The organism is Blautia sp. 1033sp1_1033st1_G9_1033SCRN_220408, from assembly GCF_040929965.1.
Classification (GTDB): domain Bacteria; phylum Bacillota; class Clostridia; order Lachnospirales; family Lachnospiraceae; genus Blautia_A; species Blautia_A ammoniilytica.
Genome location: NZ_JBFKZO010000026.1, coordinates 17,616 through 36,170, shown reverse-complemented (window position 1 = coordinate 36,170; position 18,555 = coordinate 17,616). Strand labels below are relative to the sequence as shown.

The window sequence follows — 18,555 nt, the reverse complement described above, 5'->3', positions numbered from 1 at the left end:
TTTATAGCACTATATTTTAGTGCTTTTGCCAATAGACTGCACTAATATATAGTGCTATAATAAAGATAAGTTAAGAGAGAGGAACAAGTCAAGGATAGACGAAAGTAAGCGAAAGCCGAAACCAAGAATACAAGGTCAGAGTGGAAATGGATAAGGGAGATTGGGATGCACTGAGTAGAACGCTAGATACTTAAATAGCCAACCACCACTTGAACCTCTCACCAATACCAAAAGAAAAGGGGATAACGAATTATGACAAACGAAAAAATCAACGCAACAGTAGAGGAAATCATGGAGTATGAAGCACTTTTGGATGAAGTGAAAGGAATCGTGGACGGACTGAAAGACAACCTTAAAAATGAGATGGCAGAGAGAAAAGTAGAAAGCCTTTCCACAGACCGCTACACAGTCAGATGGACAGAAGTTCTTACTTCCAAGTTCAACTCCAAGGAATTCAAAAAGGTTTACGAAAATCTTTATACCGCGTTTCTTCGTCAGACACGTTCAAGACGTTTTTCAATCAGTGCATGAAATTCTTCTCTCTTGGTTCAAAAAATGAGCCAAGAGAGGAAAGTTCCTAAAAGATATATTATAAGAACAGTAAAATCCATTATTTCTGCGGCTTTCCAAAAAGTTGTAGAAAATATGGAACTATTCACTCACAAAATAAGAACTTTTAAGGGGGAACCGCAAATGAAATTCTATAAAATCCAAGATACCTTATCAAAATGCAGCAGCTTCCTTGACGTTGCTTGTATCGCTCTTGATAATGAACACTTCTTTCCAGAAGGAAACACAGTCAGTTTACTTTTGGAAGATGTAAACAATCGTATCAATAGTTGCATTGAAGAATTAAACAAGATGAAGGGAAATGCTAAAAATGAATAAAAGGACAATCGCTCTTACTACGGAACAGTACAAAGAAATCATTCAGACCATGAGAGAAGGATTCTGCGGCTGCCGCCCAAATGAACGAATTGCAACCGCTCTTGTCTTGGAAGGAAATCTTGGGCTTAGAATATCTGATATTCTGAGCCTGCGGCTCTCCGACATTGTGAGAGATGGCGACAGATACAGACTGGAAATCACAGAACAGAAAACACAAAAGAAACGAATTTTTACAGTCCCTTTAATTATTCAGCAGTATATTGAAAATTACTGCCTGCGGAACGGCATAGGAAAAAACGAAAAGATTTTTGACCTGACAGAACGGGCAGTCAGCAAACAACTGGCTCTTGTCTGCGATTACCTTGGACTTGAAGGTGTCGGAACCCACAGTTTCCGCAAATGGTACGCCACGGAAATCTACAAAAATAATGGTTATGATATTACCCTAGTTCAAAGACTGCTTCAGCACAGTTCCAGTGCAATCACACAGCGGTATATAGGCATAGAACCCCAGAGAATCGAAGCGGCTATAGAGGGACACGCACAGTTATTATAAAAGAGGAAGCAATTGGCTTCCTCTCTAGAAAAATTCTTTAATATTTTAAAACACTATATATCAATTACAATCCAAGTAACTGTTTTTTCTTTGCTTCAAATTCTTCCTGTGTAATTACCCCACTGTCGAGTAATTCTTTGAATTCCTTTAATTGTTCTGCGGTTCTAAATGTTTCTTTATTCATATTTTCCTGTTTGGAAACAGACTGCGTATTATTTGCCTGTATAATATTGTTCATTTTATCCTGCATTAAAATAGGTGGAATAATCGGAACAAAAATAGCCAGAATTAAACACAGTGTTGTCATATCCGATGAAATACCGTTTGTAATAGCCATTTTATCTATACGTTGTGCAGTTTTATATGTCCAGTAAATACTATAGAACGGAATAAACATACAAAGAAGAAGTTTTTTTGTTGGGTCGCGATATTCTTCATTTTCTACAACATTTGTATAGTTTGTCATTCGATAAATCCATATAAGATACCAGATTCCAAAAGTAAACAGAAGCAGTAAAACATGTTTTGCCATACCACAGTAAAATTCATCTGGCGCGATAGATGAGCTATAATTATCACTTCCTTTTTTGACTTCTGGTTTTGGATATATACTATTTATCCATATACCAATACACAATGAGATGATTACTTGAAGTAAATTCATAATGTTGCCTATAAAATAATTTCTAATTGTATAATAATTAAAAATGTTAATTATATATCCTATAAACATCAAAAATGCCGGAACAAACCAAAGAACTTCATTTATTGCCATTGCTTTTTTTTCTAAAGCAGGAATAGTATTACATAATAAGATAATAAACAATATTGTTTGTGCCAGAATCAGACATATTGCTACTGCACAATCCAATGTATCATCAAAAAGAAACCAGTGCCATTGGCGAAAAGTTTGATATAAACAAATTCCCGAGGGAATAAGCCATATTACATTCTTTTTCCTTAATAATAGCAGCACTGTAATCATAATATATGGGAGAACGCACAGTACCATATAATAAATACTTATAATAGTAGCACCATATGAAAAAGGATGTACGAAAAAATATATGCCACATATTATGGAACATATAGCTCCAATTAGTGAATACGTCTTTATGTTTTTATTTTCATTCATTGTATTTAACCTCCTGATAAATTTTGTTTTGTTCCACCTGCTGCAATATGATTCTCATAAAAATCTTTTATAACATCAATATCAAGGAACATCAAAATTCCATCTACTTTTCTATCTTCTGAAAAGTAGATGGAAATCTAACATTATATCTTCATCATCAATTACATCTTTTGGATATGGTTTATTCATTTTTTAACACTGTTATATCCATATCAATGTTATCCATAATTTGCTCAGGTTCCAATTCAATTATTTCATAATCGTTATATTGTTCCTCTGCCATTTCCTGTGCTTGACTCTTTTCATCTGAGCCTGCCAAGTTTCCCATTGCTTCTCCCGGTAATAAAGACCAAAATATATCGTTATATTTACATGTCCATTTTCCGTCTTCCTCCACAGGTACATACTGCCAACAGTAATAAGTATCTTCCACTTCGCCGCCCATATCATTTGTCGCTGTATAGTCAAGTTTTACAACAGCTCCCATTACATCTTTTATACCATATTCCTTATCTATTTCATCATATGATGAAGAATATCCTGCTGAAAGTATTTTTAAAGAACTAGGGTTTTTCAGACGCTCCTTTAGAGCATTTGCAGCAAATACTCCTGCAACTACTTCTTCTGAAACAGTAAACATTTCTTCTATTTTGTCATAATTTTTAATTTGCTCCTGTTCTGATTTTAAAAGTTCGTCATAATCATCTCTGATTTCTATTAACTCTTCATATGAAGGGTCAGATTCTAATGCCTTGTCTATCTTATGCTGTAAGTCTTTTACATACTCACTTTTTTTAGCGAATACTACTACGTTGCTATTAATCCCTAAACATATTGCCAGAGTTCCTGCTAGTAAACATTTAAGTTTCATTGTCATCTCTCCTCTTATTGTATTTTCCTGTTATTTTGTCCTATTCATTTTGATTGCTGCATTTGTGGTAAACATACACGTATTAACAATATGCTTGCCTTTTTTCCATAAAATCCCCTGCCTTTTTGAACATCAAACATTCTCATTAGTTTCTGCTTATATGTGTTTTTTTACACCCCCTAATTAGCAATCTAATTGTATTACATTTGCATATCTAATTGTAGCATATTTAAAAACATACTGTCAATCTATAATGATTACAAAATGAGAGGTGGATTGACATGATGAATAAACCTTTAAAACTCAAAAAAAGAGGGGAAGACGGTAGTAAGGTTATCACTGTTCGCATTAAAGAGGATACGCTTTCAGCATTAGACCAACTTGCCGCAGAAACCAACTATTCCAGAAATGAATTAATCAATGTTATTCTGAAATATGGCGTTGAAAACATCGAGATTGAATGAGAGTGGGATTCCACTCTTTTTTCTTTGCTCTTGGAATGATAGAATAAAAGAAAAATGTTTGGGGTTATACTTATGAGAAAAGAATTTGACGAAGAAGACGAACTGAAAAAGTCAACCAGAGGAAAGAAAAATAACCAAAAAATGAAACCTTTCCTTGTATATCAATATCTTATGAGACATACAGACGAAAATCATGTTATCAGAGCAGATGATATTTGTCTTGCTATGGCTGAGACTTATGGTATAGACGCGGAACGGAGAGGGATTTACAGAGATATTGACGAAATCAATAAAGCGATTCTTGCTTTTGAAGAAGGCATTTCTATCAAAGAAGCTGCTGAGTGGATTGAAGATGATGAAAGTCTGAAAAATATTATTTTCGATAAGCACCAAAAGGGCTTCTGTATGCAGCAGCGGCACTATGATTATACAGATATTCAACTTTTGGTTGAAAGCATCTATGCGTCAAAATATTTATCAGAGCCGCAGGCAGAACGTTTGATAAAGATATTATGTGAGTTTGTCAGTGAGTTCCAAGAGAAAAAAATCCGTCATAATGCAATCCTGACCGACAGAGTAAAGACAAACAATTCAGGTGTTTTAAATAATATTGAAAAAATAGATACTGCAATGAGCATGGAAGATAAGCACACTCCTGAAAAAATCAGCTTTAAATATTTAAAATATTCCATTAGCAATCTGAATCAGCAGGTGGAACGGCGGCATGGCAGCAGGTACGAAGTCAGCCCTTATGCACTTCTTATCAATGATGACAACTATTACCTTTTGGCTTATAACGATTATGTAAAGGACTTGCGGACGTATCGTGTTGACAGAATGAAAGATGTAAAACTACTTGGTATTGAACGAGAGGGGAAAGAAGTCTTTAATAAAATTAACCTCAAAAATTATACACAGAGAGTTTTTTCTATGTTCGGTGGAGAGCAGCAGGTAATCACAATTCAGTTTATCAATCCTCTGTTGGACACAGTTGTTGACAGGTTTGGAAAGAAAGGAATGCTTTATAATATCGTAGATGATAGACATTTCAGTATTACTGCGCCTGTTGAAATCAGTGGCCAGTTTTATGGTTGGGTTCTTGGTTTTGGAAAGAAAGCGAAGATTCTAAAGCCACAGAAGGTAGTTGATGGATTTACAGAGTACTTGGATAAGGTCAGAAAGATGTATGAGAGTTGATGAAAAAATGTTAAAAGATGCTAGAAAGTTGCTAAAATCTGGCGTAAAATATGATTTTAAGTTGTTTGAATACAAGTTGAATACACCGGACAGTGCGATGTGCCAAAACCTCCTTTCTTAGCGGCGAAGCCGCAGGGTGTCCAGGGTTCGAGCCCCTGAAGGCGCATTGAAAGCACTGTTTTTGCGGACAAAGTGATTGCCGCGGGGATGGTGTTTTTTTGTGTACTGGGAAATTCCGTTGGAATTTCCCAGTACATAAAAAAGCCCGACCGGGCAGGATCGCACTGCGGCGGAAGGGTAGATGTCGCTTAAGGCGACCCACCGCAGTCAGAATCCTGCTTTGCAGGATTCTTTCTTGTTATAAAAACGAGGGGGGAAGAGGATTATGAAAGCAATGAAGAAAGGACTGGCCGGCATAGTTCTGATGCTGGCATTGCTTATGCTGGTTCCGGTAACAGCAAAGGCAGACGGGGCAGCACCAGTGTGCGCCAAAAGGCAGACCATGGAGATCTATATCTGCCGTCCCCTGAGAAGTATGGGAATGACAGGTGCAGAAGGGTGGATCTACATTGGAAATCTGGCAAAGGATGCAGAAGTCTATCAGGTAAGATCTTCAAACAGCAATTTTCAGGCCAGAAAAGAAAAGGGGATCAATGGGATTTATGTGGAAAGTAAACCCCATGTGCTGAAAGCCGGAGAACGGACAAGGATCAGCTTTATGGTGTATCAGAACGGCCGATCCTACAGGCTGTACTGTGATGTAACCTTTAAGAATATGAAAAGAAAGTTCAAAGCCTTTAAGATGGGATCCAGAGAGTATGATTCTTATTTCAAAGGATTTTCAGCTGTTTCTGTTATGCGTTTCAAATCGCAAAAGATAAAGGTTAAGGCTACTCCTGCAAAAGGTTATAAAGTGGATTGCATAATCGCCGAGTATACGAAGAACGGCAGAATTGTGTTAAAAAAATATAAAAACGGATCTAATGTTTCACTGAAAAATATTGTATGTTTAGATGTAGTTTATCATACAAAGAACAGACCAAGATATTACAAGAGGCCGGACAGTACATATGTTAGTATGAATCTGTATTTGAAAAATTATATGCCTTCTCCATTATATTCAAAGTTGAATATTACTTTTTATTAAGGAATAATGCGTATGGTGGGTTCAAAGCTGTTCGGGGGCGTGTATCATAAAAGGAGTTTAGATTTAGCGTATGGAAGAAATCAGGCGGACAAAGGGAAAGGTGCTGAACCGGGATCAGATCAAATATATTGCAGTGATTTTAATGGCACTGAATCATATTGCCAGTATATTTTTAAAGGAAGGCACTGTAGCTTTTCTGCTGCTTCGTAACCTGGGATATTTTACAGCACCTGTAATGTGCTATTTTCTAGTGGAAGGCTATTATTACACTCATTCCAGAAAACAGTATGGACAAAGGCTGCTGCTCTTTGCGCTGCTCTCCCAGATCCCTTTTCAGATCGCATTTGGAGAGAGGCAGAGCTGGAGACTTGTGCGGGGAAATATGATCCTTACATTATTTATATGTTTTCTCATACTGGTATGTCTGGATGAAAGACATGTGCTTCCGGCTACTGTGCTTATCTTCCTCACTGCCTTTTGTGACTGGGGAATGGCAGCGCCGCTTATGGTGATCCTTTTCAGAAACTCACGTATGAATCAGAAAAAACGGATGAGAGATTTCTTCATTGCGTCATTGGTACTGTTTGAAGAAGGATATATGGAAGCAGCCGGGACTGTGGGAATCCGTATATTATATGCCTTTTGGGAGTGCAGTGCGGTTCTGCTGGCAGGCCTTGTGATTGTGTATCTTTATAATGGAGAGAAGGGTTCCTCCGGCAGTGAATTTTCCAGGTGGTTTTTCTATATTTTTTATCCTACCCATCTGCTTTTGCTTGGCGTGATGCGTTTGACCATGCTGGTCTAAAATCTTAGCGGTTACATATATGAAAACCAACTGCTATGCGCCTGTGACACATCCACAATGGTTAACTGTATTTGTAATCTGGAACTTATATAGTAAAAATATAGTATCTTCATATGGATTTGATATAATAAGCTCTGTAAAAAAGTTATAATTACATGCCTTTGCTGCAGGCTTTTCTGTTCACTGGGGCTGTGGCCGGGATCCTGCGGATCTTTGCAAGAAGAAAGACAAAAGCATATAAAAGCTGAGGATATTTTTCCTATAAAAGAAGGAGGGCCGGACCACATGGCCCGGCGAGTATGAAAAAGAAAAAGTTTATCTATATGATGAAAAAGCTTTCGCTTTATTTGCTTATTAATATACCTGTAAATTGTGATGGAACTGTGAGGAATCGTTGAAAAAACAATGAGAAAATTCTAAAAAACTTATAAATTTTAGGCTTCTCATTGAATTTTAGATATTGTAAAACGCTCTATACTCTTTTATAATATGACACGGATAAAGCTTCGAGGACAGAAAAGGTTTCGGTAAAAGCCAATAAGTCCCCAATATGGACCATAGGAGGAAACCAATGAACAGAGAGACAGTCGTTGTACTTGATTTCGGTGGACAGTATAATCAGCTGATCGCACGTCGTGTCAGAGAATGTAACGTATACTGTGAGATTTATTCTTACAAGACAGATATTGAGAAGATTAAAGCAATGCAGCCAAAGGGGATTATCTTTACTGGCGGTCCTAACAGCTGCTATACGGCGGATGCCCCTACTTATACAAAAGAAATCTTTGAACTGGGTGTACCGGTTCTTGGAATCTGTTACGGTGCACAGCTTATGATGCACCTGTTAGGCGGCAAGGTTGAAAAAGCACCAGTTCGTGAATACGGAAAAATTGAAGTAAATGTTGATACGGCCTCCAGATTGTTTACAGATGTTTCACCCAAAACCATCTGTTGGATGAGCCATAATGACTACATTTCAAAACAGGCACCAGGTTTTGAAATCTGTGGATGGACCAATGACTGTCCTGTGGCAGCAGTACAGAATGTGGAGAAAGGCCTGTATGCATTACAGTTCCACCCGGAAGTGCTTCATACAAAAGAAGGACGTAAGATGCTGTCCAATTTTGTATACAACATCTGTGGTTGTTCCGGAGACTGGAAAATTGATTCCTTTGTAGAAGAATCCATTAAAAATATTCGTGAAAAAGTAGGAAACGGCAAGGTTCTCTGTGCTTTGTCAGGTGGTGTGGATTCGTCTGTGGCAGCAGTCCTTTTATCAAAAGCAGTAGGCAATCAGCTTACCTGTGTTTTTGTAGACCACGGTCTGCTCCGCAAAAATGAAGGCGATGAAGTAGAAGCTGTGTTCGGACCGGAAGGGCCATATAATCTGAATTTTATTCGTGTAAATGCACAGGAACGATTTTACGAAAAGCTGAAAGGCGTAGAAGAGCCGGAAAGAAAGAGAAAGATCATCGGTGAGGAGTTCATCCGTGTTTTTGAAGAAGAGGCAAAGAAGATCGGTGCTGTAGATTTCCTGGTACAGGGAACGATTTATCCGGACGTTGTGGAAAGTGGTGTAGGAGGAGAATCCACAGTGATCAAATCCCATCACAATGTAGGCGGACTTCCGGACTGCGTAGATTTTAAAGAAATTATCGAGCCGTTAAGAAACCTGTTTAAAGATGAGGTTCGTAAGGCAGGTCTTGAGCTTGGCATTCCGGACTATTTGGTTTATCGTCAGCCATTCCCGGGACCAGGACTTGGCATCCGTATCATTGGTGATATTACACCTGAGAAAGTTAAAATGGTTCAGGATGCGGATGCGATCTGGCGTGAGGAAATCGCCAATGCAGGTTGGGACAAAAAAGTGAATCAGTACTTTGCAGCCCTCACAAATATGCGCTCTGTAGGCGTTATGGGGGACGAACGTACTTATGATTATGCAGTTGCCCTGCGTGCGGTCACTACTACCGATTTCATGACTGCTGAATTCGCCGAAATTCCCTGGGAGATCATCGGAAAAACCACCAGCCGTATTGTGAATGAAGTAAAAAATGTAAACCGCGTATTGTACGACTGTACCGGAAAACCCCCTGCAACGATTGAATTCGAATAATTAAAAATTTCTGGAAAGCCTTATAAACAAAGGGCACTGAAAAAGTCTGATTCTAAAAAAGAATTGGGCTTTTTTTCGTATTTCCATTATAATAGAAATATAAGGAGGGAGCGGCTACCATGTTAAAAGATCATTCACAGTTACAATTATCATTGTCACCATATCAGGGGCTTTACGATGCAATCATTCCCGAAGATCATCTTTTGCGGAGAATAAAAGAAAATATAGATTTCAGCTTTGTAAATCCAATGCTTCGTAAGCAGTATTGTGAAAATTTCGGTCGCCCGGCGAAGGAACCGGAGATGATGTTTTAACTGCTTTTTCTGAAAAAGCTGTATGATCTTTCTGACGAAGTTCTAATAAGTAGCGCCCAGACGGACATGGCATATAAATTTTTCCTTAATCTGGAACCGGAAGCAAAAATGATAGATTCCAGTCTTCTTACAAAATTCAGAAAAACTCGTATTACAGAAGATATCTTAGAAGAACTACTGAAAGAAACCATTCAACAGGCACTAGACAAAAACCTGATCAAATCGGGAACCATTATCGTCGATTCCACTCATACACTTGCGTCTGTTCGGGCAAAATCCCCAACGCAGATTCTGCGAGATATGAGCAAACAACTCCGGAAAGAGATTTATAAAACAGCTTTTGAATTATCAGAGCAATTTCCTGAGAAACCATCTTTGGAAGCAGGGTTGGATGAAGAAATTGCCTATACTAAGGAACTCCTCCGGATTTTGGAGGAAGGAATAGAATCCTGTGGAAATAAAAAGATACAGAAACTTTCTCGGGAAATGAAAGAGCTGCTAGAAGATGAACGGCTCAAAGAGATCCGCTCCAAAGAGGATAAAGATGCACGATTCGGGCATAAAACGGCAACCAGTACGTTTTATGGATATAAAAATCACCTTGCGATGACGGAAGAACGTCTCATTGCAGGGATCAGTGTAACAGATGGAGGAGCGCCAGACGGGCAGGAATTACCAAAACTGATAGAAAAAGCAAAGGAAAATGGAATAAAAGTTACAGAAGTTATAGGCGATATGGCATATGTCAGTGATGATAATCTGGAAGTTTGCGGAAAAGAGATTACATTGATTGCCAGGACCAATACAACAGTAGCTGCAGCAACAAACGGAAACCTTTAGGAAGGTTTCTGCTTTAACAAAGATGCGGGGATGTTGCAGTGTCCTGTCGGAGAGCTTTCCACGCGTGTGGAAAAAAGAACAGCAAAAAACGGGAATACTTATTTAAGATATATATTTAGCAAAGTAAAGTGCCGGAAATGCTCACAAAGAGAAAACTGCCGTGTAGGAAAATCAAAGGCTAAAGAACGAAACTACAGTATTACGCAAGCAAGCGAGAAAAATCTTGAACGGCTTAAATTTGAAGAAAGTGAATATTTTCAGGAGCGAATGAAGATTCGGCACAGGATAGAAGAAAAGAATGGAGAATTAAAGGAAGCTCACGGTTTGCGCAAAGCAGATTCGCGAGGTCTATTTGCTATGCATCTGCAAATGTATTTTACGGCATTTACAGCAAATGTAAAACGAATAGTAAGATTAGAAGAGCTGGCTATGGAGTAAGCCATAGCTTTTTGTGCTTTTTCTAAAAAAAAAATTGAAAAAATATAAAAGAAAAACTTCCACTTAAGAAAAAATGGAAGTTTTTCAGTGCCCTTTAAATAAAGGTTTTGCGGGCTGTCTGGATGTTCCGGTGGAGTGCAAATGGAGTTAAAAAATCTTTTTTTTCTTTGTTTTCTTTCCGGAGTTATCTGAGATTTTCGCAAAAGTAACTATGCTCAGAAAATACAATTAGTGTGAATATGAAGAACAGTTTGTTTTGATGGAAATATTTTCCGTCAGGGCAGACTGTTTTTTTATACCCTTTTTCAATGATATTAAGTATACGGTAATCCATCCGTACTACTCTAACTTTAAGCCGCCGTTTCCGGTGGCAAGGTTTTAAATATTAATTGTTTTTGTTTTACCCCGGCATATTTCTGGAAGTTTTTCAGACCATGGAAGGATATCATCTATAAAACTGTATTCCTTATCCTCCTGATGGTCTTTTAATACAGTCAGGATATATTCAAGGTACCGGAACGGATTGAGATTATTAGCCTTTGCAGTTTCCGTGATGCTGTAGATAATGGCACTGGCATTTGCACCATCCAGACTGTCGATCAGCTTCCATGTATGCTTATGGAGACAAAAGCTACGCAAAGCACTTTCTGTCGCATTGTTATCCATAGGAATATCACCGTCTTCCAGAAAGGCTTTCAAAGAAGCTTCCTGGTTGATACAGTAGTTGATCCCATCCAAAGTCTTTCCGCGGGAAAGCTGGTTTTTAGACTGTATCTCTTTTGCCCATGCAAAGAAGGCCTCTACAAGAGGTCTGATGTTGGTCTGACGATACATTTTTCTGGCTTTTGCAGGCTGTCCCTCCATCTGGTTATCCAGATGATAGATCGCGGCAATCCGGCTGACTGCTTCGTAGGCTATCGTCTCTTTTGCATTTTTCTGTACTGCTTTTGGCAGGGCTTTTAACGCCTCCGCAAACCTACGCCTTGCATGGGATCAGCAGCCCGCAAAGACGATGCCTGGATTTTCCCTGTCCAGTTTCCTGTATGCAGAGTAACCATCGCAGACTACGATCCCTTTAAAATCCTTCAGGAATTCTTCCGGATGATCCGCTTTCCGGGTGCGCTGGTATTCATACAAGATGATCGGGGTATCTGTATAACTCTTTCCAGTCCGATAGATCCACATGTAACTTTTGCTGTTCACCGGCCGTCCATCCTTAGTGACCATGACCGGAGTCTCATCCGCCTGAAGCACATGAAACTGATACAGTTCCCTGTGGAGACGGTCATAAAGGATACCCAGATACCTGTCTGCACACTGGATCATCCAGTTTGCCATGACCTGTCTGGAGATATGGATGTCATTCCGCAGGAATTCCTGGCTGATCCTGTAAAGAGGAAGCCCGTTTACGTACTTGGCATTCATGATGCTTGCTGCAAGTGATGGAGTGAGCAGGCTGTTACGCAGCAGATCTTTTGGGCGGTCTGCTTTTATGATCGTCTGGTTGTCCCTGCCGGTATAGACTGCCACGTGATGTTCCTCAACGGTATAGACAGCAGGCTGTACACGGACTCTTTTATAAATCTCATCCGGAAGCTGCTTCCATCCATCTGTGCCAAAGACATCCCGGAGTTTTTCTTCTGACAGGGTATGGCTGATCACTTCAACCGGAAGATCCTTCAGATCTGCCTCGCGTTTTCCCTTACTCTTACGATGGCGCGGCTGTATCACATCTTCCTCAGCAGGCTCGACCACATACAGTGTTTCCGTAAGTGCTTCAGCCTCGTTAAAGATAAGTTCCAGTTCCATCTGTCCGGAGATCGTCTCCAGCTTTTCGGAAGAACGGCCGTAACGCTTGTTGTTTGCGTCAGCGATCTGCTCGATAAGGCGCTCCATGTTTGTATTCAGCTGGCTGATCTGATCCTGCATGGACAGGATGACTGCCATGAGTGTTTCCCTGCTGAAACTATTCAGTTCTTCTTTTGTATATACTTTTGCCATGGATGCCCTTCTCCTTTATCTGATGTCTTTATTGTAACGCAAAGATAAAGAAAAAGCGAATCCGGCAGATAGAGCATCCGTCATTTTTACCAATGGATGAACACTCTGAAAAACTCAAAAAACTAATAGTTTTTCGGGCTTTTCAGAGTACTTATCCACAAGCCCCGTAAATGGCCGGAAAGTACTCCTTAATAAATGAAGACAGCGGATCATGAAAAGTGGATAACTTTTTTTCTGAGCTTATAATGACCGGAAGATATTTTTTTATTTTCTCTGTTTTGCACAGGACTTTATAAGACTTTCCCCGGTCTGACTTCCTGGATCGGATGGCGTGCAACAACTTCAAGTCCCTGCATGAGATACTGGTACTGCTCCGGTGTGATCTCCAGTGCTTCTTCTTTCGTGCGGGGCCAGTTAAATGCGCCCAGTTCCAGTCTTTTGTATAAGAGTAGGAAGCCATCGCCTTCCCAGACCAGCCCTTTGATACGGTCAGTCCGCCTTCCGCAGAACAGGAACAGGATATCTTTCTGATACGGATCCAGCTGAAAATTAAACTTGATGATGGATGCAAGGCCTTCCATACCACGTCTCAGATCTGTGTAACCGGTAGCCAGGTAGATTCTGCGAAACCCAGAAGCATCATTCAGCATGAAAGATCTCTCCGATCCGTGACAGGAGTTCTGCTGAAACGGAATTGGATATCTCTACAGAAACCGATCCTTTCCGGATGATGATATCTGGCTGGAATCCATTTCTGACAGGCTCCTGTTTGATTGGAAGACTGATCTCTGCAAATGAGATCTTCCGCAGGCTGGTTTCATCTGCCGGGTCTGTAATAACCGAAAGTTCCTTTGATGTCGAAGCAGCAAAAGCTTCTTTTCTGAGAATCCTTTGCCAATAAAAGAATTATTTGTCTGAGATTCCATTTGCCCTGCACCACTCGGTCTTATTCATGCCACTGTTCAAACATTCATTCATGATCTGGGTCCAATGTTCAATACGGATCTGACGTGTGATCTTATCCATAAGATTTCTCCTTTAAAAAACTTTTAGTTTTATAAAGGGATTATCTCATGGTTTTAGGCGAAAAGCACGGTACTAACTATTTACCGTGTACGATAACACATATGGAAACTGTAAAATTAAAATAATTTGCTAAATTTCGGAAAATGATGTCCGATTTTACATCTGCCAGTACAGAGTATATGAAGAGATAAATATTCAAAATACAGGAGGTACTGATTATGCAGAACAAATTATTTTTAAAGGCAGCCGATATATGTGAACTTCTGGAGGTAAAACAGACATCGGCTTATGAGATCATTGGCAATCTGAATAAGGAGCTGGAAGAACAGGGATATTTGACCTTAGAGGAAAAGTTCCGACAAAGTATTTTGTGAAGCGTTTCTACGGAGTAGAAGATACTTGTGAGATTCCACAGGAAGAGGGAAAGGAATGGTTTCATGCGTAAGAGAAAAATGTATTTATCAGTAGAAGACATTGCAGAACTCTTTGGATTATCAGTTTCGTTTGCTTACCGGGTGGTGGAAAGAATGAATGCCGATCTGGAAAGCAAGAACTATTATGTTATTCTCGGACGGGTGCCAACCCGCTATGTAGAGGACAAGATCTATGGTCTGGAACATGTTGAGCAATATTTGAAGGAGGATAAAGCGATATGAGTATAGTGCAGGAAAAAATGTATATGTATGTGGATGATGTGTGTGCAATTCTTGGTGTTTCTAAAGCGTATGCCTACAATTTGATGCGAGAGTACAACAAGGAGTTGAAAGCAAAAGGCTATATTGTAGTAGCTGGAAAAATCTCTACCAAATTTTTGGCAGAAAAGATTTACGGAATGAAGGTTGAGGATTAACAATGGGTGTTTACAAAGAAGGAAAGAACTGGAAAGTACGCTGGAGTGATAGGGGCCTTACCAGATCGCCTGCAAATTATCCACAGACCGGATTGAAATTCCTGTCGTACACCTTGCCCGCTTCAACGAGGGTGTGAACCGTTCAAAGCCGGTCAAAGACCCCTATGGATGGGGATCATCTACCATCGTGAACATTTTAAAAAAACGAGAGTATTTAGGGCATACCATCAATTTCAAGACCTGCAAGCACTTTAAGGACAAGGCCCGGCGTCTGACGCATGAGTGCTGTAATTACTGTAACGGTAATTGCCTGTTACTGGACGATGGCGAGGAATGTGTTTGCGTACAAAGCATTTCCTATTCGCTGCTGTGCCGGTGGTTTCAGGCAGCCGTCCTCCCATTGGACGCTGCCCTGTACGCCGAAATCATCAAAGACCGGGATGAAGTGAAACGCTGCTGCGAGTGTGGGGCCACGTTCCAGCCGAAGTCTAACCGGGCCAAATACTGCGCGGCCTGCGCCAAACGGATGCGACGCCGTAAGGAGGCCGAGCGCCAGCGGAAAAGATACTGGCAGCACGAAGCATAAGAAAAGACGCCGGACACAGGCGGCCACATGGCCGCCGCGCCCGGCGCTTTGCTATCTGCTGTTACAGACAATCGCATAAATGAGTTTGTTTTCAAGGCGGTGCTTCATGTACTCGTCTACGCATACATGGAGCTGGCCGCAATCGTCATAGAGCGTCCGGGTACAGAGCTTGTTTATGTAACCGTTGTAATACTGCAAGACCTGTTCCACGGCCCCGGCGTCACCGGCGCGGGCCGCCTCGATCACTGCAAGGGGCAAAGGCTCCTTATATCTGGCCTGCTTCATTCTGCAATACCTCCCGTCAGTCTTGTTCTCATGGTTTCCTGCGTCTTAGTCCTGTGCCGCTGGACGGCGCTGCGGGACATTCCCACCACCGTGCCGATCTCGCCGTCCGTCAGTTCCAGGACACAATGCAGTATCAAGATGCTTTGTCCCGGCTGGGGCAAGCTGGCAAAGGCAGCGGCCACCAGCCCGTCGCTGATCTGAAGCTCACAGCCATAGGCCGGAAATATAAAACTGTCGCTGGGGTACTGATCTATCGTGCATAGCGTGTCCAGTTCCGAAAGCGGCAGCGTTTCAAAGGATGTTTTCCAGCCACGCTGACGATTCCTTTCCCGGAAGTAGTCAACGGCTTCATGGTACAGTACCAGCTTGCAAAAATGGTCAAACTGGCAGCGCCTCCCGTAATCATCAGGGGTAACTTTCATCTTCTCACCCCCTTTCCGTGGGGAGTGAGCAGGATGATCCTGTCCGTTGTCAGGGGCCTATGCTGGCCCTGGTCTGCTGACCGCCTCCTTTTCCATCTGATTTTTTGCCGGAAATGACAATCCGCGAAAATCGACAAAAATCGCCCGGCAGTCGTAAACCTACCGGGCGACGATTTGAAGCGTTTTGTTATTTTCTTACATGGTATAGTTCATACTCATAGCCGGAATATTCCCGTGGCGGGGCAAGGCTTTTTTTAAGCGGTAGAAGTGGATTAGATTATAATGATAGTAAAACAGCATGGCGGCGTCCTCCCGTGGGCCGCCATGCCTTTAACTGCTGGGAATGACAGAAAGAAAGCAGCGGCCTTGATTTCTCAAAACCGCCACCAGTGAATATAAATTAAGCGTGAAAATGGGTCTGCCCAGCAGCGGTTTTTTTCTTTTCTGCCGCTGGGCAGATGTTTTTTCTTTAGATACATGATAAGAGGAATTTTTGAAGATTCCATAAAGATTTGAAAAATGGACGGACATAAAAGACGTCCATTACACTATCGGAAAATCAGCAAGGAAGTTTCATAGTAACCTTTGCGCCGCCGGTTTCTTTTGAATTTTCTAAAATAAGCTGACCATTATGTTGTTCCATAATCGAATTTGTAATATATAGACCCATACCAAAGTGTAACTTTGAATTGCGGCTTTGATCGCCCATATAGAACCGTTCCTGTGCGTGGCATAATGCCTCTTTAGAAAACCCCGTTCCCTCGTCTGTGACTGAAATTTCCACGAAACCGTTGTTACTCTGAACATCCACATAAAGCGTTCCGCCTTGCGGGGAGTAGTCCAGCCCATTACTGATAACATTCATAATAGCACGTTCTATCAGCACCCTATCAAATTTCAGCATTTGAGGGAGTGAAACAGTATTCATTTGCAGCCGGATTTCTTTTGTCCGGCATAGTGATTCCATATAACCGAACAAGTGCTGCATGAACGCTGGCAAGTCTATACTTTCAATATGGAGCTGATAACCAACCGCCGCCCGTGATATATCAATCAGGGTTTGAATATATGACTGCATCTGGCCGGAGCTTTCCACGACGTAACCAACGTATAATCGTTGCTCATCATCAAGATTTGTTTCTGTGAGTAAATCAGCATTTCCTTGAATAACCGTCAGAGGCGTTTTCAAATCATGGGCAAGCGCGGCGATTTGCTCTTTCTGTGTCTGTTCGGTTTTCCATTGCCGTTCTAACGAAATTTTCAGATTATCTTTCATATCTGAAAAAGATGCAAGGACATCTTCAAACTCTTTGATTTTGGCGTGTCCTACTTCAAAATCAAGGTTTTGCTTTGAAACCTCCGCAGTTGCTTCAAAAAGCGGGGTCAGTTGTGTACGCAGGTTCTTAGAAAATCTGGCGGTCAGTATGATAATGACCAGCAGCGAATTTACAGCCATCAGGATAAACGCAAGTGTGTCAGGAGATGGAAAATATTCCGGTAGCCATGACACTGTAAATTGAGAACCAATATAATACCTTAAAACGCAAAATTCGTTTTCCCGGACAACAAGTGCAAACTGCCTCCCCGTAGCATATTCAATATATTCTCCCTTTGCGTACAGCAGGGCAATTTCTTTTTCATCATCGTTCATATTGCTGTAAAGCTCATTAAAGTTCTTGTCCAGAATTAAGTAGCCGCATCCCTGTGGAATTACAACCTTTGTAATATCCGGGGCAATCGTCAGCGTTGGAATGATCTCTTTTACCTGCAATTCACTTAGATTTGCTCTTGTAGCTAATCCAGCATTTACAGCAAGTCCCTCCAAACCAAAAGGGACAATAATTGCCGCTACCAGCATGACAATGAGGGAGATAGCAAACTGGCGAAACAATATTTTCAATGTAGGTTTCTTTTTCACTCCCATTTATATCCTATCCCCCATACGGTGCTGATCGGACTTATTTTGAAATGCTCCAATTTCGCACGAATATTTTTTATATGCGTTGAGATCGTAGAGTTATCGCCTATTCCATCAAACCCGAAAACGGCTTCATAGATTTGTTCTTTTGTAAAAACCTGTCCCCGGTTTTTCGCAAGGTATTCACAGATTGAATACTCGCTTTTGGTAAGGGGAACCGGCTGTTCTGAAACATACAGTACCTTTGCGGAAAGGTCAAATCTTATATCAGGCTCAAATGAAAGTGTGCTGTGATGCTCCCTTTTTTCTCTGCGTAAATGTGCCGCGACACGGGCGCGAAGCTCTTGAATACGAAAAGGTTTCGTAATATAATCATCCGCACCGATGCCCAATCCAAACAATATATCTTCCTCTAATGTCTTTGCGGTCAGAAAGAGAATCGGGCAGTCTACCATATTCCTGATCTGTTTGCAAAACTCAAACCCGTCTGTGCCAGGCATCATCACATCCAAAAGAATGAGGTCATAGAAATGCAGCTTTTTGATGTCTACATCATCCGCATTTTGACAGACTGTTATCAAATATCCATCTTTCCCCAAACTGTTCTTAATCAATTCCAAGATAGAAACTTCATCGTCAACTACAAGTAAGTGGGTCAAAAAATCACCTCCCACCCCATTATACCACATTGTCGAG

General features: G+C 40.9%; 23 protein-coding genes and 1 pseudogene. 15 read left to right on the top strand and 9 right to left on the bottom strand.

Features of this window, described 5'->3' with window-relative positions:
* Positions 1-252: 252 nt before the first annotated feature.
* Genes AB5916_RS15295 through AB5916_RS15285 form a run of 3 tightly spaced genes read left to right on the top strand, consistent with a single transcriptional unit; the run spans position 253 to position 1,444 of the window.
* Positions 253-531, top strand: coding sequence for a hypothetical protein (locus AB5916_RS15295; RefSeq protein WP_216419168.1), 279 nt, complete (start codon positions 253-255; stop codon positions 529-531).
* A gap of 12 nt (positions 532-543) precedes the next feature.
* Positions 544-888 (top strand): hypothetical protein, encoded by a 345-nt coding sequence (locus AB5916_RS15290; RefSeq protein WP_368191644.1) that lies wholly within the window; start codon positions 544-546, stop codon positions 886-888.
* Positions 881-1,444 (top strand): tyrosine-type recombinase/integrase, encoded by a 564-nt coding sequence (locus AB5916_RS15285; RefSeq protein WP_368191643.1) that lies wholly within the window; start codon positions 881-883, stop codon positions 1,442-1,444. Before AB5916_RS15290 ends, AB5916_RS15285 begins: the two co-directional genes overlap by 8 nt.
* 64 nt (positions 1,445-1,508) lie before the next feature.
* Here the strand turns inward: AB5916_RS15285 and AB5916_RS15280 are convergent, their stop codons facing one another.
* Both AB5916_RS15280 and AB5916_RS15275 read right to left on the bottom strand, forming a co-directional pair.
* Positions 1,509-2,579: a DUF4234 domain-containing protein gene (locus tag AB5916_RS15280; protein WP_368191642.1), complete on the bottom strand. Its 1,071-nt coding sequence runs from the start codon at positions 2,577-2,579 to the stop codon at positions 1,509-1,511.
* Positions 2,580-2,760: 181 nt separating this feature from the next.
* The gene (locus AB5916_RS15275) at positions 2,761-3,450 is read right to left on the bottom strand and encodes a hypothetical protein (RefSeq protein ID WP_368191641.1); all 690 of its coding nucleotides are present in this window, start codon (positions 3,448-3,450) and stop codon (positions 2,761-2,763) included.
* 281 nt (positions 3,451-3,731) lie between these two features.
* Between AB5916_RS15275 and AB5916_RS15270 the strand changes: the two genes are divergently transcribed.
* The 8 genes from AB5916_RS15270 to AB5916_RS15235 all read left to right on the top strand — a co-directional run bounded on the left by AB5916_RS15270 (position 3,732) and on the right by AB5916_RS15235 (position 10,771).
* Positions 3,732-3,914 carry a ribbon-helix-helix protein, CopG family gene (locus AB5916_RS15270; RefSeq protein WP_288700359.1) on the top strand — a complete coding sequence of 61 codons (183 nt, stop codon included), beginning with the start codon at positions 3,732-3,734 and terminating at the stop codon, positions 3,912-3,914.
* 72 nt (positions 3,915-3,986) lie between these two features.
* Positions 3,987-5,111: a helix-turn-helix transcriptional regulator gene (locus tag AB5916_RS15265; protein ID WP_368191640.1), complete on the top strand. Its 1,125-nt coding sequence runs from the start codon at positions 3,987-3,989 to the stop codon at positions 5,109-5,111.
* Positions 5,112-5,496: 385 nt separating this feature from the next.
* A complete protein-coding gene (locus tag AB5916_RS15260) occupies positions 5,497-6,258 on the top strand; it encodes a hypothetical protein (RefSeq protein ID WP_368191639.1) in 762 nt (253 codons plus the stop codon).
* 70 nt (positions 6,259-6,328) lie between these two features.
* The gene (locus AB5916_RS15255; protein WP_368191638.1) at positions 6,329-7,063 is read left to right on the top strand and encodes a TraX family protein; all 735 of its coding nucleotides are present in this window, start codon (positions 6,329-6,331) and stop codon (positions 7,061-7,063) included.
* A gap of 571 nt (positions 7,064-7,634) precedes the next feature.
* Positions 7,635-9,179: a glutamine-hydrolyzing GMP synthase gene (gene guaA, locus AB5916_RS15250; protein WP_158422278.1), complete on the top strand. Its 1,545-nt coding sequence runs from the start codon at positions 7,635-7,637 to the stop codon at positions 9,177-9,179.
* Between the two features lie 119 nt (positions 9,180-9,298).
* Positions 9,299-9,493 (top strand): hypothetical protein, encoded by a 195-nt coding sequence (locus AB5916_RS15245; protein WP_368191637.1) that lies wholly within the window; start codon positions 9,299-9,301, stop codon positions 9,491-9,493.
* Complete coding sequence (locus tag AB5916_RS15240) at positions 9,494-10,333, top strand: transposase (RefSeq protein ID WP_368191657.1); 840 nt, start codon at positions 9,494-9,496, stop codon at positions 10,331-10,333.
* Between the two features lie 30 nt (positions 10,334-10,363).
* The gene (locus tag AB5916_RS15235; RefSeq protein ID WP_368191636.1) at positions 10,364-10,771 is read left to right on the top strand and encodes a transposase; all 408 of its coding nucleotides are present in this window, start codon (positions 10,364-10,366) and stop codon (positions 10,769-10,771) included.
* Between the two features lie 378 nt (positions 10,772-11,149).
* On the opposite strand, the gene AB5916_RS15230 is transcribed toward AB5916_RS15235, so the two are convergent.
* The 3 genes and pseudogenes from AB5916_RS15230 to tnpB all read right to left on the bottom strand — a co-directional run bounded on the left by AB5916_RS15230 (position 11,150) and on the right by tnpB (position 13,422).
* Positions 11,150-11,326: a transposase domain-containing protein gene (locus AB5916_RS15230; protein WP_368191656.1), complete on the bottom strand. Its 177-nt coding sequence runs from the start codon at positions 11,324-11,326 to the stop codon at positions 11,150-11,152.
* A gap of 33 nt (positions 11,327-11,359) precedes the next feature.
* A pseudogene (locus AB5916_RS15225) lies at positions 11,360-12,667 on the bottom strand (IS66 family transposase); the annotation flags it as partial.
* A 395-nt stretch (positions 12,668-13,062) separates the two neighbouring features.
* A complete protein-coding gene (gene tnpB / locus AB5916_RS15220; protein ID WP_148446808.1) occupies positions 13,063-13,422 on the bottom strand; it encodes an IS66 family insertion sequence element accessory protein TnpB in 360 nt (119 codons plus the stop codon).
* Positions 13,423-14,016: 594 nt separating this feature from the next.
* Here tnpB and AB5916_RS15215 point away from each other — a divergent pair.
* From AB5916_RS15215 to AB5916_RS15200, 4 genes are all read left to right on the top strand, one after another.
* Entirely contained in the window at positions 14,017-14,172 is a 156-nt protein-coding gene (locus AB5916_RS15215; RefSeq protein WP_368191635.1) for a DNA-binding protein, read from the top strand.
* 63 nt (positions 14,173-14,235) lie between these two features.
* A complete protein-coding gene (locus AB5916_RS15210; RefSeq protein ID WP_008705328.1) occupies positions 14,236-14,454 on the top strand; it encodes a hypothetical protein in 219 nt (72 codons plus the stop codon).
* The gene (locus AB5916_RS15205; protein ID WP_368191634.1) at positions 14,451-14,648 is read left to right on the top strand and encodes a DNA-binding protein; all 198 of its coding nucleotides are present in this window, start codon (positions 14,451-14,453) and stop codon (positions 14,646-14,648) included. Before AB5916_RS15210 ends, AB5916_RS15205 begins: the two co-directional genes overlap by 4 nt.
* A 226-nt stretch (positions 14,649-14,874) precedes the next feature.
* A complete protein-coding gene (locus AB5916_RS15200) occupies positions 14,875-15,234 on the top strand; it encodes a cysteine-rich VLP protein (protein WP_368191655.1) in 360 nt (119 codons plus the stop codon).
* Positions 15,235-15,285: 51 nt separating this feature from the next.
* Here the strand turns inward: AB5916_RS15200 and AB5916_RS15195 are convergent, their stop codons facing one another.
* The 4 genes from AB5916_RS15195 to AB5916_RS15180 all read right to left on the bottom strand — a co-directional run bounded on the left by AB5916_RS15195 (position 15,286) and on the right by AB5916_RS15180 (position 18,518).
* Complete coding sequence (locus AB5916_RS15195; RefSeq protein ID WP_119245851.1) at positions 15,286-15,519, bottom strand: helix-turn-helix domain-containing protein; 234 nt, start codon at positions 15,517-15,519, stop codon at positions 15,286-15,288.
* Positions 15,516-15,941: a sigma-70 family RNA polymerase sigma factor gene (locus AB5916_RS15190; protein ID WP_368191633.1), complete on the bottom strand. Its 426-nt coding sequence runs from the start codon at positions 15,939-15,941 to the stop codon at positions 15,516-15,518. Before AB5916_RS15190 ends, AB5916_RS15195 begins: the two co-directional genes overlap by 4 nt.
* 559 nt (positions 15,942-16,500) lie before the next feature.
* Positions 16,501-17,865, bottom strand: coding sequence for a sensor histidine kinase (locus tag AB5916_RS15185; protein WP_368191632.1), 1,365 nt, complete (start codon positions 17,863-17,865; stop codon positions 16,501-16,503).
* The gene (locus AB5916_RS15180) at positions 17,856-18,518 is read right to left on the bottom strand and encodes a response regulator transcription factor (protein WP_055056575.1); all 663 of its coding nucleotides are present in this window, start codon (positions 18,516-18,518) and stop codon (positions 17,856-17,858) included. The genes AB5916_RS15185 and AB5916_RS15180 overlap by 10 nt, the downstream gene beginning before the upstream one ends.
* Positions 18,519-18,555 lie beyond the last annotated feature (37 nt).

Excerpts from the sequence above, each read along its gene's own strand:
- AB5916_RS15295 (WP_216419168.1), top strand. The coding sequence starts at position 253 with ATGACAAACGAAAAAATCAACGCAACAGTAGAGGAAATCATGGAGTAT.
- AB5916_RS15285 (WP_368191643.1), top strand. The coding sequence starts at position 881 with ATGAATAAAAGGACAATCGCTCTTACTACGGAACAGTACAAAGAAATC.
- AB5916_RS15280 (WP_368191642.1), bottom strand. The coding sequence starts at position 2,579 with ATGAATGAAAATAAAAACATAAAGACGTATTCACTAATTGGAGCTATA.
- AB5916_RS15275 (WP_368191641.1), bottom strand. The coding sequence starts at position 3,450 with ATGAAACTTAAATGTTTACTAGCAGGAACTCTGGCAATATGTTTAGGG.
- AB5916_RS15270 (WP_288700359.1), top strand. The coding sequence starts at position 3,732 with ATGATGAATAAACCTTTAAAACTCAAAAAAAGAGGGGAAGACGGTAGT.
- AB5916_RS15265 (WP_368191640.1), top strand. The coding sequence starts at position 3,987 with ATGAGAAAAGAATTTGACGAAGAAGACGAACTGAAAAAGTCAACCAGA.
- AB5916_RS15260 (WP_368191639.1), top strand. The coding sequence starts at position 5,497 with ATGAAAGCAATGAAGAAAGGACTGGCCGGCATAGTTCTGATGCTGGCA.
- AB5916_RS15255 (WP_368191638.1), top strand. The coding sequence starts at position 6,329 with ATGGAAGAAATCAGGCGGACAAAGGGAAAGGTGCTGAACCGGGATCAG.
- guaA (WP_158422278.1), top strand. The coding sequence starts at position 7,635 with ATGAACAGAGAGACAGTCGTTGTACTTGATTTCGGTGGACAGTATAAT.
- AB5916_RS15245 (WP_368191637.1), top strand. The coding sequence starts at position 9,299 with ATGTTAAAAGATCATTCACAGTTACAATTATCATTGTCACCATATCAG.
- AB5916_RS15235 (WP_368191636.1), top strand. The coding sequence starts at position 10,364 with ATGTTGCAGTGTCCTGTCGGAGAGCTTTCCACGCGTGTGGAAAAAAGA.
- tnpB (WP_148446808.1), bottom strand. The coding sequence starts at position 13,422 with ATGCTGAATGATGCTTCTGGGTTTCGCAGAATCTACCTGGCTACCGGT.
- AB5916_RS15215 (WP_368191635.1), top strand. The coding sequence starts at position 14,017 with ATGCAGAACAAATTATTTTTAAAGGCAGCCGATATATGTGAACTTCTG.
- AB5916_RS15210 (WP_008705328.1), top strand. The coding sequence starts at position 14,236 with ATGCGTAAGAGAAAAATGTATTTATCAGTAGAAGACATTGCAGAACTC.
- AB5916_RS15205 (WP_368191634.1), top strand. The coding sequence starts at position 14,451 with ATGAGTATAGTGCAGGAAAAAATGTATATGTATGTGGATGATGTGTGT.
- AB5916_RS15195 (WP_119245851.1), bottom strand. The coding sequence starts at position 15,519 with ATGAAGCAGGCCAGATATAAGGAGCCTTTGCCCCTTGCAGTGATCGAG.
- AB5916_RS15190 (WP_368191633.1), bottom strand. The coding sequence starts at position 15,941 with ATGAAAGTTACCCCTGATGATTACGGGAGGCGCTGCCAGTTTGACCAT.
- AB5916_RS15185 (WP_368191632.1), bottom strand. The coding sequence starts at position 17,865 with ATGGGAGTGAAAAAGAAACCTACATTGAAAATATTGTTTCGCCAGTTT.